Source organism: Streptomyces prunicolor NBRC 13075 (assembly GCF_000367365.1).
Lineage (GTDB): Bacteria > Actinomycetota > Actinomycetes > Streptomycetales > Streptomycetaceae > Streptomyces > Streptomyces prunicolor.
Map to the genome: position 1 here is coordinate 143,776 of NZ_BARF01000059.1, position 13,467 is coordinate 157,242.

Annotated in this window: 10 protein-coding genes; 5 read left to right on the forward strand and 5 right to left on the reverse strand. The window is 71.1% G+C overall.

The window, feature by feature from the left end; translation table 11 throughout:
- The first annotated feature begins 192 nt into the window (after nucleotides 1–192).
- Nucleotides 193–1,320: a mechanosensitive ion channel family protein gene (locus SPR02S_RS26790; RefSeq protein ID WP_019060092.1), complete on the forward strand. Its 1,128-nt coding sequence runs from the start codon at nucleotides 193–195 to the stop codon at nucleotides 1,318–1,320.
- A 27-nt stretch (nucleotides 1,321–1,347) separates the two neighbouring features.
- Here SPR02S_RS26790 and SPR02S_RS26795 read toward each other — a convergent pair whose 3' ends face one another.
- Entirely contained in the window at nucleotides 1,348–2,892 is a 1,545-nt protein-coding gene (locus SPR02S_RS26795) for a M1 family metallopeptidase (protein ID WP_043258518.1), read from the reverse strand.
- Between the two features lie 210 nt (nucleotides 2,893–3,102).
- Here SPR02S_RS26795 and SPR02S_RS26800 point away from each other — a divergent pair, with 210 nt between their 5' ends.
- Nucleotides 3,103–5,322 carry an NADP-dependent isocitrate dehydrogenase gene (locus SPR02S_RS26800; protein ID WP_026150885.1) on the forward strand — a complete coding sequence of 740 codons (2,220 nt, stop codon included), beginning with the start codon at nucleotides 3,103–3,105 and terminating at the stop codon, nucleotides 5,320–5,322.
- A gap of 80 nt (nucleotides 5,323–5,402) precedes the next feature.
- Here the strand turns inward: SPR02S_RS26800 and SPR02S_RS26805 are convergent, their stop codons facing one another.
- On the reverse strand, nucleotides 5,403–5,744 hold the full coding sequence (locus tag SPR02S_RS26805) for a DUF5713 family protein (RefSeq protein ID WP_026150886.1): 342 nt from the start codon (nucleotides 5,742–5,744) through the stop codon (nucleotides 5,403–5,405).
- Nucleotides 5,745–5,828: 84 nt separating this feature from the next.
- Here SPR02S_RS26805 and SPR02S_RS26810 point away from each other — a divergent pair, with 84 nt between their 5' ends.
- Nucleotides 5,829–6,665 carry an N-formylglutamate amidohydrolase gene (locus SPR02S_RS26810; protein WP_019060096.1) on the forward strand — a complete coding sequence of 279 codons (837 nt, stop codon included), beginning with the start codon at nucleotides 5,829–5,831 and terminating at the stop codon, nucleotides 6,663–6,665.
- Between the two features lie 73 nt (nucleotides 6,666–6,738).
- Nucleotides 6,739–7,962, forward strand: coding sequence for a cytochrome P450 (locus tag SPR02S_RS26815; RefSeq protein ID WP_019060097.1), 1,224 nt, complete (start codon nucleotides 6,739–6,741; stop codon nucleotides 7,960–7,962).
- Between the two features lie 86 nt (nucleotides 7,963–8,048).
- On the opposite strand, the gene SPR02S_RS26820 is transcribed toward SPR02S_RS26815, so the two are convergent.
- From SPR02S_RS26820 to SPR02S_RS26830, 3 genes are read right to left on the reverse strand one after another with little or no spacing between them, the layout of a single operon-like run.
- Nucleotides 8,049–8,591 carry a hypothetical protein gene (locus tag SPR02S_RS26820; RefSeq protein WP_245607622.1) on the reverse strand — a complete coding sequence of 181 codons (543 nt, stop codon included), beginning with the start codon at nucleotides 8,589–8,591 and terminating at the stop codon, nucleotides 8,049–8,051.
- Nucleotides 8,592–8,596: 5 nt separating this feature from the next.
- Nucleotides 8,597–9,235, reverse strand: a complete 639-nt coding sequence (locus SPR02S_RS26825; RefSeq protein ID WP_078623004.1) for an RNA polymerase sigma factor — start codon at nucleotides 9,233–9,235, stop codon at nucleotides 8,597–8,599.
- On the reverse strand, nucleotides 9,232–10,668 hold the full coding sequence (locus SPR02S_RS26830; protein ID WP_019060100.1) for a S8/S53 family peptidase: 1,437 nt from the start codon (nucleotides 10,666–10,668) through the stop codon (nucleotides 9,232–9,234). Before SPR02S_RS26830 ends, SPR02S_RS26825 begins: the two co-directional genes overlap by 4 nt.
- Before the next feature lie 109 nt (nucleotides 10,669–10,777).
- On the opposite strand from SPR02S_RS26830, the gene SPR02S_RS26835 reads away from it, so the two are divergent.
- The gene (locus SPR02S_RS26835; protein WP_019060101.1) at nucleotides 10,778–13,381 is read left to right on the forward strand and encodes a CHAT domain-containing protein; all 2,604 of its coding nucleotides are present in this window, start codon (nucleotides 10,778–10,780) and stop codon (nucleotides 13,379–13,381) included.
- The last annotated feature ends 86 nt before the right edge of the window (nucleotides 13,382–13,467 follow it).

A 13,467-nucleotide genomic window follows, 5' to 3' on the forward strand; every position in this document is an offset into this window, starting at 1 on the left:
GGGCGAGGTACGAACTCCCCGTCCGGATACGGCAGGATGAGCGGTCGCGCCGGTGCGAGGAAACGTCCCGTCCGGCGCGACGGCACTTCCGGCAATGCCCGTGATTTCGAGCAGGTGGAGCAACGTGACGACTCTTCACATCCGGCCCTCGGCGGCCCCTTTCGCCGTGGTTTCCCCCTCCGGCGGTGACCGATGACCCGCGCGCTGACCCTGGACGACCTCACACTCGCCGGAATAGCGCTGATCTCCGGCCTGTTGGCGGGCTTCCTGCTGCGTCTGCTGCTGCGCTGGCTGGGCAAGCACGCCGGCCGCACCCGGTGGAGCGGCGACGACATGATCGTGGACGCCGTACGGACCGTGATCCCCTGGTCGGCGATCATCGCCGGCGCCGCGTCCGCCGCGGCGGTGCTGCCGCTCACCGGGAGCGTCCAGCACCACGTCAACCAGTCCCTCCAGGTGCTGCTCATCTTCGTCGTCACGGTGACGGCGGCCCGGGTGATCGCCGGACTGGTGCGGGCGGTCACCAACTCCCGCTCCGGGGTGGCCGGTTCGGCCACGATCTTCGTCAACATCACCCGGATACTGGTCCTGGCCATCGGCTTCCTGGTGATGCTCCAGACGCTGGGCATCTCGATAGCGCCGATGCTGACCGCCCTCGGTGTCGGCGGTCTCGCCGTCGCACTCGCTCTTCAGGACACCCTCGCGAACCTGTTCGCGGGCATCCACATCCTCGCCTCGAAGACCGTGCAGCCCGGCGACTACATCAAGTTGAGCAGCGGCGAGGAGGGTTACGTCGAGGACATCAACTGGCGCCAGACGACGGTACGGGCGCTCTCCAACAACCTCGTCGTGATACCGAACGGCCAGCTCGCCAAGACGAACATGACCAACTTCATGCGTCCCGAGCAGGAGTTGACGATCCTGGTCCAGGTCGGCGTCGGCTACGACAGCGACCTCGAGCATGTCGAGGAGGTGACCATGGAGGTCATCGCCGAGGTCATGAACGACATCACCGGCGCGCTCCCGGAGCACGAACCGGCGATCCGCTTCCACACCTTCGGCGACTCCCGGATCGGCTTCACGGTGATCCTGGGCGTCGGCGAGTTCAGCGACCAGTTCCGCATCAAGCACGAGTTCATCAAGCGCCTGCACAAGCGGTACCGGCAGGAGGGCATCCGGATTCCGGCGCCGACGCGGACGGTGGCGTTGCTCCAGGGGTCGCTCCCACACGGAGCGGTCCCTCAGGGGGCGGTCGCCATACCGCAACAGCGCACCCCCGAGGCCGAGCCGGGCGAAGTCCCCGCCACCCGGCTCGACTGACGGATCAGATCCCTCGGGTCAACTCCCTCAGAGCGTCGCGGAGTTGTCGTGATGGTGCCCGCCGGTCCGGCTGTGCGGGACGGTGAGCGACGGGTTCACCGGCGTCACCGTCCAGTCCGGATGACCGGGCATGCGCGGTGTCGCCGTACCGTAGAGCCAGTCCCGCAGGAAGCCGGACAGGTCCTGGCGGGAGACCTTCGAGGCGACGGCGATGTAGTCCTCCGTCGTCGCGGCGGAGTCACGGTACCGGGCGAGGAAGGCGCGTTCGACGGCGTTGAAGGTGTCCTCGCCGATGAACTCCCGCAGGGCGTAGAGGACGAGGACGCCGCCCACGTAGCGCTGGTTGTCGAAGAGGTTGACCGCGTCGGGGGCCGCGACCGGTCCGGAGTCGTGGCGCCACTGGTCGCCGAGCGCGTAGGTGTACTTCATGCGGGCTTCCATCGTGGTGAGGCCGATGGAGTCGGCCCAGCCACGCTCGTAGCGGTAGAGCAGTCCGTAGAAGTCGGCGTGGCCCTCGTTGAGCCACAGGTCGGCCCAGGTGGCGGGGCTGACGCTGTTGCCGAACCAGGAGTGGACCAGCTCGTGCATCATGTGCGAGCCGATCTTGCTCTCCTCCTGGAGCAGGAAGTTCGGCTTGTAGAGGGTGAGGGTCTGGGTCTCGAGTCCCGTGAAATCAAAGGCGTCCGGGGCGTCCGAGTTGCACGGCAGCAGTCCGTACGTCTCGAACGGGTAGGCGCCCAGGCGCTGTTCGAGCCAGTCGACGAGACCGGGGGTCAGCGCGAGTGCCGGTTCGAGGGCGGCGGCGCGCGCGGTCGGCACGATGTCGCGCAGCGGCAGCCCGTGCGGGCCCGGCCGTTCCTTGACCACGTAGTCGCCGACCGTTATCTGCACCAGCTCGGTCGCCATCGGCGAGCGCGAGCGGTAGCTGAACGCGGTCCGGTCGCCGTCCAGCCGCTCGGTGCACACCAGTTGACCGTTCGCGACCCCGCGCAGCCCGTCCGGGACGGTGATCCGGAACGTGAAGTCGGCCTTGTCGGTGGGGTGGTCGTTGCAGGGGAAGACGGTGTGCGCCAGGTTCGGCTGGCCGCACACCGCGAAACCGTCGGGGGTGAGGACCCAGCCGCCGGTGGGCGCGGCGGCGCGACTCGGGTCGACGGAGTACTCCACGCAGACGGTGACGCGGGCCTTCGCCGGGAGCGTCCTGGCGGGCGTGATCCGCAGCTTCTCGTCGGCCTGCTCGAATTCGGCCCTGCGGCCCTGGACGCGGACCGTGCGAATGTCGAGGCCCCGGGCGTCCAGGGAGAAGCGGGTCAGGGCTTCGGTCGTGCGGAGTTCTGTCGTCACCGTGCCGTCGACGAGCTTGGTCGTCGGGTCGTAGGCGAGGTCGAGGTCGTAGGCGAGGACGCGGTAGCCGCCGTTGCCGAGGGTGGGGAAGACCGGGTCGCCGAGGGTCTCGGCGCCCTGCGTGCCCCGCCCGCGCGGGGCCGCGAGGGCGGGGGAACCCATGGTCAGGGCCGCGGCCGTGCCGATGAGGGCCGCCGCCGGGGCTGTCACTCGGGTGCGATATCTCATGATCCGCTTTCGCTCGGGCGGCCGGACGATCGGACCGGCCATCGGGTGTGAGGGGTCTTCTGACCTCCTGGACCGCGCGAACACGGGGTTCGTATGACTCGGAGCGAGGAATGGCGTGAATCCGGGGTGGGGGCGGACCGCTGTCGAGCCGGACCCGATCAGGAGATATCTTGATGTCGAGCAATGTTGCAGACGTGGAGCGGAGCACCGGTGACTGACTCGACCATCATCTATACGCACACTGACGAGGCCCCGGCCCTGGCGACGTATTCCTTCCTGCCGGTGGTCCAGGCGTACGCCTCGCAGGCGGGTGTCGCCGTGACCACGCGGGACATCTCGCTGGCCGGGCGCATCATCGCCGTGTTCCCGGAGTACCTCACCGAGGACCAGCGGATCCCGGACGCCCTGCACGAGCTGGGCGAACTGGCGAAGACGCCCGAGGCCAACATCATCAAGCTGCCGAACATCTCGGCGTCCATCCCGCAGCTCAAGGCCGCCGTGGCCGAGCTGCAGGAGCAGGGCTACGCGCTGCCGAACTACCCGGACGACCCGAAGAGTGACGAGGAGCGGGACATCCAGTCCCGCTACGACAAGATCAAGGGCTCCGCGGTCAACCCGGTCCTGCGCGAGGGCAACTCCGACCGCCGTGCCCCCGCGTCGGTCAAGAAGTACGCGAAGACCCACCCGCACCGCATGGGCGCCTGGTCGGCGGACTCCAAAACCAATGTCGCCACCATGGGCGAGAACGACTTCCGCTCCACCGAGAAGTCCGTCACGATCGCCGAGCCCGGTGCGCTGAAGATCGAGCTGGTCGCCGAGGACGGCACCACCACCGTGCTGCGCGAGTCCGTACCCGTTCTCAAGGACGAGGTCGTCGACGCCTCCGTGCTGCACGTCGCCGAACTGCGCGAGTTCCTCACCGCGCAGATCGCCCGCGCCAAGGCCGAGGACGTCCTGTTCTCCGTGCACCTCAAGGCCACGATGATGAAGGTCTCCGACCCGATCATCTTCGGCCACGTGGTCCGCGCGTTCTTCCCGAAGACCTTCGAGCAGTACGGCGCGACGCTCGCCGCTGCCGGTCTCTCCCCGAACGACGGTCTCGGCGGCATCCTCAAGGGCCTGGCCGCGCTGCCCGAGGGCGACGCGATCAAGGCGTCCTTCGACGCGGAGATCGCCGAGGGCCCCGCGCTCGCGATGGTCGACTCCGACAAGGGCATCACCAACCTGCACGTGCCGTCCGACGTCATCGTCGACGCCTCGATGCCGGCCATGATCCGCACCTCCGGCCACATGTGGGGCCCGGACGGCGCGGAGGCGGACACCCTCGCGGTGCTCCCGGACTCCTCCTACTCCGGCGTCTACCAGGCCGTCCTCGACGACTGCCGCGCCCACGGCGCCTACGACCCGTCCACCATGGGCTCGGTGCCGAACGTCGGCCTCATGGCGCAGAAGGCCGAGGAGTACGGCTCGCACGACAAGACCTTCGAGGTCCCGGCGGCCGGTACGGTCCGCCTCGTCGACCAGGCCGGCAATGTCGTCCTGGAGCAGTCGGTCGCCAAGGGCGACATCTTCCGCGCCTGCCAGACCAAGGACGCCCCGATCCGGGACTGGGTGAAGCTGGCCGTCACGCGTGCCCGCGCCACCGGCAACCCGGCGGTGTTCTGGCTGGACGAGACCCGCGCGCACGACGCGCAGCTGATCGCCAAGATCAACGCGTACCTGCCGGAGCACGACACCGAGGGCCTGGACATCCGGATCCTCGCCCCGGTCGAGGCGACCCAGCTGTCGGTGGAGCGCATCCGCCGCGGCGAGGACACGATCTCGGTGACCGGCAACGTGCTGCGTGACTACCTGACCGACCTCTTCCCCATCCTGGAACTGGGCACCAGCGCCAAGATGCTGTCGGTCGTCCCGCTGATGGCGGGCGGCGGCCTCTTCGAGACGGGCGCCGGCGGCTCCGCGCCGAAGCACGTGCAGCAGCTGGTCAAGGAGAACTACCTGCGCTGGGACTCGCTCGGTGAGTTCTTCGCACTGGTCCCCTCCCTGGAGCAGTACGCGACGTTCACCGGCAACGCCCGCGCGCAGGTCCTCGCGGACACCCTCGACCGCGCGACGGCGACCTTCCTCAACGAGGACAAGTCCCCGACCCGTCGCGTCGGCGGCATCGACAACCGCGGCAGCCACTTCTTCCTCTCCCTGTACTGGGCCCAGGAGCTGGCCGCGCAGACCGACGACGCGGACCTCGCGAAGGCCTTCGCCCCGCTCGCCGAGACCCTCGCGGGTGCCGAGCAGACGATCGTCGAGGAACTCGGCGCGGTGCAGGGCAGCCCGGTCGACATCGGCGGCTACTACCAGCCCGACCCGGCCAAGGCCGCGAAGGTCATGCGCCCGTCGACGACGTGGAACGAGGCGCTGGCTTCCCTGAGCTGACGCACGCTCTCCGAGTCACACCGCCCCGGCCGGGTTCCTCCTGGCCGGGGCGGCTCCGTTCACCCACGACAGTTGCCCGCTCACCAGTCCCGCGCGGCGATCAGCTCCTCCACGTCCGCGTCCGCGAACCCGTACGCGTTGGCCACGAACCAGAAGTCCTCGGCTATCTCCTCGCGGGCCACGGTCTCGATGTCGCTGTCGGCCGCCTCGAAGTCGTCCTGGAGCGCGTTGAACTCCTCGGTGGCGACCTCGGTGAGCGCGTACAGCGCGGGCAGGTCGGCGGGGTGTTCGGTCTCGATGCGCTCGCACAGGCGCAGCAGGATCGCCTTGCCGAGGTCCAGGACGTGGTCGGGGTAGTAGTCGTCCCGGTACAGCGCGGGCAGGAAGGCGTGCTCGGTGATCTGCTGGTTGCTGACGGGCATGGTGGTGCTCCCCCGGTCCGTGATCGTCGTTGCGGATACCTTGATCCTGCACCACGCCACTGACAACGCCTCCGGGAGCCGCCTGTGTCCCCCACCGCGCCGGCCTCCGGGCCGACCTCCTCGCCGACCTCCTCGCCGTCCTTCGAGCTGCTGCCCGGCGCCGCCGACTCGCCCGTGATCCTCCATGTGCCGCACTCCGCGCGGGAGATACCGGCCGACGTCCGCGCGGACCTCCTGCTGGACGACCCGGCGCTGGAGCGCGAGCTGGACCACATCACCGACAGCCACACCGCGCGGATCGCAGCCGAGTCGGCACGCGCGTGTGCGGTGCCCCCGTGGCGGTTCGTGAACCGGCTCTCCCGCCTGGTCGTCGATCCGGAACGCTTCCCGGACGAGCGCGAGGAGATGCTCGCCGTCGGCATGGGCGCGGTCTACACCCGCACCACCCACCACGCCGACCTACGGCCCGCCGACCACGACCCCGAGCCGCTGATCGACCGCTACTTCCGTCCGTACGCCCGCGCCATGACGGAGGCAGTCGCCGACCGACTGGCCGCGACGGGCCGGGCCGTCGTCATCGACCTGCACTCCTATCCCACCGCCCCGCTCCCCTACGAACTCCACGGCAGCGACCCCCGCCCCGCCATCTGCCTGGGCACGGACACCCTCCACACCCCGCCCGCGCTGCTGTCAGCAGCACGCGAGGCGTTCGCGGGGTGCGGGGAGATCGGGCTCGACAGCCCGTTCATCGGTACCTATGTGCCGCTGGAGTTCTACGGCAAGGAGCCGGCAGTCGGCGCGCTGATGGTGGAGATCCGCCGGGACACGTACATGACGGAGCCCGGCGGTCCGCCCGACGGCCCGGGTATCGCCCGGCTCGCCTCCGCGCTGGCGACGCTGGTGAACGCCGTATCCCCATAGCGACCGACCCTCCGGCACTCCGGCTGGAGCACTCCCGCAGGACAGGCGGTCGAGGGCGTACGAGGGTGGACGCATGACCGAGGAGACCACCACGCTGACCGGCCAGGCCCCGCCCCCCGTCCGGGACTGGCCCCCGCTCGACCTGACCGGGACGGAGTTCGACCCCGTCCTCGCGGAGCTGATGCGCGAGGGGCCGCTGGCCCGGATCCGGTTGCCGCACGGCGAGGGGTGGGCGTGGCTGGCCACCCGCTACGACGACGTGAAGATGATCACCAATGATCCGCGGTTCGGCCGCGCGGAGGTGACGACACGTCAAGTGACGCGCATGGCACCGCACTTCAAGCCCCGACCGGGGTCACTGGCCTTCGCCGACCAGCCGGACCACAACCGGCTGCGCAAGGCGATCGCGGGCGCGTTCACGGTCGGTGCGATGAAGCGGCTGCGGCCCCGGGCGCAGTCACTGCTCGACGCGCTGGTCGACGGGGTCGTGGCGGACGGGCCCCCGGCCGACCTGATCGAGCGGGTCCTGGAGCCCTTCCCGATCGCCGTGGTCAGCGAGGTCATGGGGGTGCCCGACGCGGACCGGGAGCAGGTGCACGCCTGGACCCGGCAGATCATCTCCACGTCCGGCGGCGCGGAGGCCGCCGACCGCGCCAAGCAGGGCATGTACGCGTGGATCACCGACACCATCCGCGCCCGCGCCGAGAGCGACGGCACCGACGTGTACTCCCTGCTGGGCGGCGCCGTGGCCCGGGGTGAGATCAGCGAGGAGGAGGCGTCCGGTGTGGCGGGCCCGCTGCAGATCGGCGGCGAGGCGGTCACCCACAACTGCGGTCAGATGCTGTACCTGATGCTCACCCGCCCCGAACTGCTGGAGCGCCTGCGTGCCCAACCCGAGTGCCGGGACGCCGCGTTGGACGAACTCCTGCGCTACATCCCGCACCGCTCCTCGGTCGGCCTGGCCCGGATCGCACTGGAGGACGTCGAGTTGCACGGGCTGCGCATCGGCGCGGGCGACCCGGTCTACGTCTCCTACCTCGCCGCCAACCGCGACCCGGCCGTGTTCCCGGACCCGGACCGCATCGACGTCGACCGCGATCCCAACCCCCACCTGGCTCTGGGGAACGGCTCGCACTACTGCACCGGCGCCGTACTGGCCCGCCTCCAGACCGAACTCCTCGTCGACACCCTGCTGGACCGCCTCCCGGGGCTCCAACTCGCCGTCCCCGCCGAGGAGATCGTCTGGCGCCGGAAGACCATGATCCGGGGACCGCAGACGTTGCCGGTGACCTGGTAGACCGCAGCACGTGCGGCATCGTGCGCGAGGACGGGCGCCCTGGCCTCAACACCCGCAGCCTCAACACCCGCCTCGCGCACCGGCGTTCACGCCCGCAGCCACTCCGTGACGACGACTTCGCCGCCGGCCCGCAGCCGTAGCGCGAAGGGGCCGGTCGGGGGTGCGGCGCTGGTGAAGCGGCCCATGGCGTCGGCCGTGAGGGTGGTGGGGTGCAGGACCTGAGGCCCGCCCAGGACCTCGATGCCGGCCGGCTGGGGCGGCATCACCTGGCCCATCAGGCCCTCGCTGGTCACCTCCACGTCGATGCTGAGCTCGCCCGCGGTGAAGGTGAGCATGCGGGGTGCGTCCGTGACCCCTCTGATCGGGATCGCGTCGACCAGGGAGTCGAAGGTCAGCTCCGCGAGCCGGGCGTCGAGGTCGTACAACGCGTAGGCGTCCATGGCGAATTGGAGCAGCTCGGCGGGGACCGGGTCCAGGATGGCGGCGGCCTGGCGCAGTTCCTCCTCCAGGAGTCCGTCCTCGAACTCCCCGGCGCCGTCGTCCAGTTCGCCCTCCTGCTCGGCGAACTCCTCTTCATTCAAAGGGTCCTGGCCGAAGGCGTCGAACGCGTCGAGGCCGTCGTCGTGCATGCCGTTCACAGCGCCCCCAGAGCGTCGAGTCGGGCCCGCAGCCGGCGCAGGCAGCGCTGGCGCATCGGGCCGATGCTGCCGACGGCGATCCCCAGACCGGCGGACACCTCTTGATAGCTGGGCGGCGGCGAGGCCATCAGTACGCGCAGCAACTGCCTGCACCGGTCGCCCAGTTCCTCGAACTCCTGCCACAGCCGCCGGATGCGCTCGGCGTCGGAAGCGGCCTCCTCGGCGTCGATCAGCGACTGCTCGGGGGTGCGCTCCTCGCTGACGCGGTCGAGGAGTTGGGGATCGTCCGTCGGCATGAGCCGCCGTAGCGACTTGATCACCTTCAGGCATTCGTTGCGCGCGGTGCTGGCCAGCCAGGAGCCGGCCTTCTGAGGTTCGCGGATGCGCCGCAGATGCTGGGAGAAGCGCAACCACACGGTCTGGTAGACCTCGTGGCCGTCCGCGTCGGAGAGCCGGTGGGAGCGCACCACTGACCAGACCAGTGGGCTCAAACCCTCCACGAGCGCCTTCCAGGCCGCCGCGTCGCCGTCGACGGCGGACTGGACGAGCGCGCCGACTTCTGCACGGTCCACGGTGCCACCCCTCGTGTACGGCATGTCATCGTACGCCGTGGAGGGGAGGGTTCCGGCCCTCATGCCGGAGGGGCGAGCGGTACGACGGGTACCGGGCGCCAGGTGGGTGGGCGCAGCGCCGGTACGTGCGCCCCGCGCACTTCGGCGTACTCGGAGTTGGCCGCGAGGAGTTGGGTACGGGCGGCGCGCGCGTCGGTCTCCTTGTTGGCCGTCATGAAGGCGGCGACCATGCCGACGGCGACGGGCGCGGCGAACGAGGTCCCGCTCCAGCGGGCGAGCCCGTCGAACGTCACCTGGTCCGGGCTGCCCGGCTCGGCGTCCCCCGCCTGGCTCAACACGCCCTTGTGAGTGGGCGATTGGCAGGTGCAGGAGTAGGTGAAGCCGAACCGGCAGGCGTCGTAGGTGCTGTGCTGGTAGGCGTACGGCGTGGGTGCGCCGAAGCCGGTGAGGGGGCCGATGAGGCGCTCGCCGGGGGCGTAGGCCTTGACCCAGGCGCCGTGGTTGCTGAAGCAGGCGCCGAACTCGCCGTCGCTGCGCAGCGCGCCGACCGACAGGACGACGTCCTGGTAGTCGGGCAGGTCGGCGTAGGCGGCGGGCCAGAAGGGGGTGGCGCTGGCGTTGTTGCCGGCCGCGGCCACCAACAGGGTGCGCCGGCCTCGGAGTTCCTGCATGAAGCCCTCGACGCCGAGGAGTCCGTCGGTACGGCCGTTCGAGGTGCCGGCGGAGAGGCTGATGACGTCGGGCCAGCCGTTCTGGTCGACGGCCGCGAACAGGGCCTCGCCGAAGTCCGATTCGAGGATGGCGCCCGCGTCGTTGAGGGTGTTGCGGACGGTGACCTCGGTGTTGGGCGAGACGGCCGCGACGAGCCCGGCGATGAACGTGCCGTGTCCTACGTACTGTTGGAGCACTCCCGCGTCGTCGGTCTCCCGGATCTGCGCGTCGCCCTGCACGTGGGCGAGCAGCGGGTACGACCGGTAGTCGTGCATGAGGCCGGTGTCGATGACGAGGACGCCCACGGCGGTGTCGGCGTCGTAACCGGCCTCCGCGGGCGCCGGGTTGGAGCCTTCGGTGAGCGGGGCGGGCACGGGCTCGTCGCCCGGACAGGCGTTCACCGCGATGGACACCACGTGGTTGCGGCTGACCAGTCGGCGTCCGGCGCGGCCCTCCGGCTCACGCAGGGCGCGCAGCGCGTTCGCCACGGCGTGGTCGCCGCGCCGGTCGCCCACGCCCGGGTCGCCGACCTGGATGCGGGTGATGCCGGACCGGTTGGTCTCGGGGCCCGCGCGGCGCACAGAGTCTCCGGTGAGGCCGGTGACCGCGGTGAAGTGCGTGCGGACGGTGTCCTCGACGACGCGGGCCTCCTCGCCGTCACGGGCGAGCACGACGCCCTTCTCGTAGAAGAACTCGGCGGAGTCGTCCGGGCCCATCGCCAGCGGGACGTCGGGCATCGAGCGTTGGATCTGGTCGAACTGCTCGTGGAATCGCTGAGGTGCCATGGCGTGTCCTCCCACTGCGGCGGCGGTCGTCAATCAGAGCCGCGGAACCGCTCCTTGATACAGCCCCAAACCTGTGTGGTCTGCACCTGGGACCACTAGCATGGGAGAAGTGACAGCGGGAAGCGACTCGATTCTCGAACTGCTGCCGATGGTGTTCGCGGCTCCGAGCGAGGCGCTGGCCGGTGCGCGGGAGGTTCTCGACGGCGATCCGACGCCGTTCCGGGCCTCTGTGGCGCACCACGCGATCGGTATGTGGCAGCGGGACTTCGGCGATCTCCGGCTCGCCCTGCGCCATCTGCGGCTCGCCCGCGACCTGGCGGCCCGCGCGGATTCGGCGGACCGCGAGGCGGACGTACTGGGCACGCTGGGCGTGGCGTTGGTGCACGCGGGCCGCACCCGGCAGGGCCTGGAGGCCTTCGAGCGGGGTATCGCCCGCGGCACGGGCCAGACCCGGGCACGGGTGCTGTACCGACGGGCGTACGTCTGGTGGGTGTTGGGCCGGCACCGCGAGGCGCTGGAGGACGTACGGCGGGCAATTCCCGTACTGCGCCAGGTGGATGACGTGATCTGGACCGCGCGGGCGATCACCCTGCGCGCGACCGTGCATCTCGCGCTGGGTGCGGTGGACCGGGCCGATGCCGACTTCGCGGCGGCCGAGCTGCTGTGGGAGACCACCGGCCAGGAGCACGACAAGGCGGACGCGGTGGAGAGCCGGGGTCTTGCCGCGTTCCGGTCGGGAGACATCCCGGTGGCGCTCCAACTCCTCGACGAAGCAGCGGAGATGTACGCCAAGCTCACCACCCCGACGTTCATGCTCACCATCCGCCGCTGCGAGGTGTTGATGAGCGCGGGTCTTGCCGGGGAGGCGCTGGCGCAGGCGGACACGGCGGTCGGGCTGCTCGACGGCATCGGCGGACAGTCCACCCGCAAGGCGGAGTTGCTGCTCGTCGCGGCCCGGGCGGCGCGGCTCGCGGACGATCCGCACACGGCGATCGCGCGGGCGGCCGTGGCGGTACGGCTGTTCGCCGCGCAGCGGCGAACCTGGTGGCAGACGCATGCCCAACTGGTGCTGATCGAGGCCCGGTTGGCGGCCGGGCGGGCTTCGGGGCGGCTGGTCGCGGACGCCGCCGCGGTGGCCGACCGACTGGCCGCGTTCGGCTCCCCGTCCGCACCGGAGGCCTCGCTGTTGGCGGGCCGCATCGCCCTGGCCCTCGGCTGGACGGCGGACGCGGAACGGCACTTGGCGGTGGCAGCCCGCAGCAGACGCGGCGGCCCCCCGCTGGCCCGGATGACCGGCTGGGCGGCACAGGCCCTGCGCGCACAGGCGGCAGGCTCCGGCCGAGGTGTGTTGGAGGCGTGCCGACGCGGCCTCGACGTCCTCGACGATCACCGTACGACCCTGGGCGCCTCCGAGTTGCGGGCGCGGGCGACCGCGCAGGGCGCCGAACTGGCCGCGCTGGCCCAGCGGGCGAGCCTCGCCTCCGGTGGCCCGCGACGCCTCCTGGTCTGGAGCGAACGCTGGCGGGCGACCGCCCTCTCCACCCCGCCGACCCGGCCGCCCGCCGACCCGATCCTGCTCAGCGGCCTGACGGCGTTCCGCGAGATCGCCGCCCGCGCGGAGAAGGCCCGCATGGAGGGCCGCCCGGTACCGGCCCTGGAGCGCGAACAGCGGCGCCTGGAACGGGAGATCCGCTCCCGCACCCTTCACATGCGCGGCGACGCCCCCGGCGAGGGCGACCGCTTCGACCCGACTCGCCTGCTGGCCCGCCTCGGCGAGGGACGGCTGGTCGAACTGGCCGTAGTGGACGGCCGGGTGCACGCCCTGCTCTGCGGGGAGGGGAGGGTACGCCGCTTCGAGGCGGGCCTGCTCGCGGAGGCGATGTCCGAGGCGGAACACGTACAGGCTGGTCTACGGCGCCTGGCGCATCCCGGGGCGGACGCGAGGCTCCCGGTGGTGGAGGCGGCGGGCCGACGCCTGGAGGAACTCCTCCTCGGCGAGGCGGCGGGGCACCTGGGCTCCGGCCCGGTGGTGGTGGTCCCGCCGGGCCGACTCCACCGCGTTCCCTGGGCGTTGCTGCCCTCGCTGCGCGATCGGGTGCTCAGCGTGTCGCCGTCGGCGGGCGGTTGGCTGCGCGCCCTGGACACCGAACCGCCGCCCGGCGGACGCACCGTCCTGGTGCGCGGGCCCGGCCTCGCGACCAATGGCGCCGAGGTCCCGGACCTGGCCGACCGGTACGGCAGGCCCACGGTCCTGGAGCACGACGACGCCGAAGTCCCGCGCGTGCTGGCCGAGTTGGATGGCGCGACCCTGGCCCACATCGCCGCCCACGGTGCGTTCCGCGCGGACAGTCCCCTGTTCTCGTCCCTACGCATGGCCGACGGTCCGCTCATCGTTCACGACTTCGAACGCCTCGCCCGCAGCCCGTACCGGATCATTCTGTCGAGTTGCGATACCGCCCGCCTCGCGTCGGTGGGAGCCGATGAACTCCTGGGTCTGGTCACGGCGTTGCTCCCCCTCGGCACCGCGGGCGTGGTCGCGAGCAGCGCTCCCGTCAACGACGCGGCAGTTGTCCCGCTGATGCTCGCCCTGCACAAGGGACTCAGCACGGGCCTGTCCCTGGCGGAGGCCCTGCGCGACGCACGGGCGGCGTTGCCGGGGGACGCGATGCATCGGGCGACGGGGTGGGCGTTCACGGCGTTCGGGGCGGCCTGAGCAGGCCTGAACACGGTGGCCAAGGCAGCCAGTTGGAGGTTCAGGACGGTCCGACCCGCCGGGCGGGCGGATCGGACCGTTGTGCC

Bases quoted from the DNA above. Each gene is read 5' to 3' on its own strand.
- SPR02S_RS26825 (WP_078623004.1), bottom strand. From the start codon at position 9,235: ATGAGGGCCGGAACCCTCCCCTCCACGGCGTACGATGACATGCCGTAC.
- SPR02S_RS26815 (WP_019060097.1), top strand. From the start codon at position 6,739: ATGACCGAGGAGACCACCACGCTGACCGGCCAGGCCCCGCCCCCCGTC.
- SPR02S_RS26820 (WP_245607622.1), bottom strand. From the start codon at position 8,591: ATGCACGACGACGGCCTCGACGCGTTCGACGCCTTCGGCCAGGACCCT.
- SPR02S_RS26790 (WP_019060092.1), top strand. From the start codon at position 193: ATGACCCGCGCGCTGACCCTGGACGACCTCACACTCGCCGGAATAGCG.
- SPR02S_RS26805 (WP_026150886.1), bottom strand. From the start codon at position 5,744: ATGCCCGTCAGCAACCAGCAGATCACCGAGCACGCCTTCCTGCCCGCG.
- SPR02S_RS26795 (WP_043258518.1), bottom strand. From the start codon at position 2,892: ATGAGATATCGCACCCGAGTGACAGCCCCGGCGGCGGCCCTCATCGGC.
- SPR02S_RS26830 (WP_019060100.1), bottom strand. From the start codon at position 10,668: ATGGCACCTCAGCGATTCCACGAGCAGTTCGACCAGATCCAACGCTCG.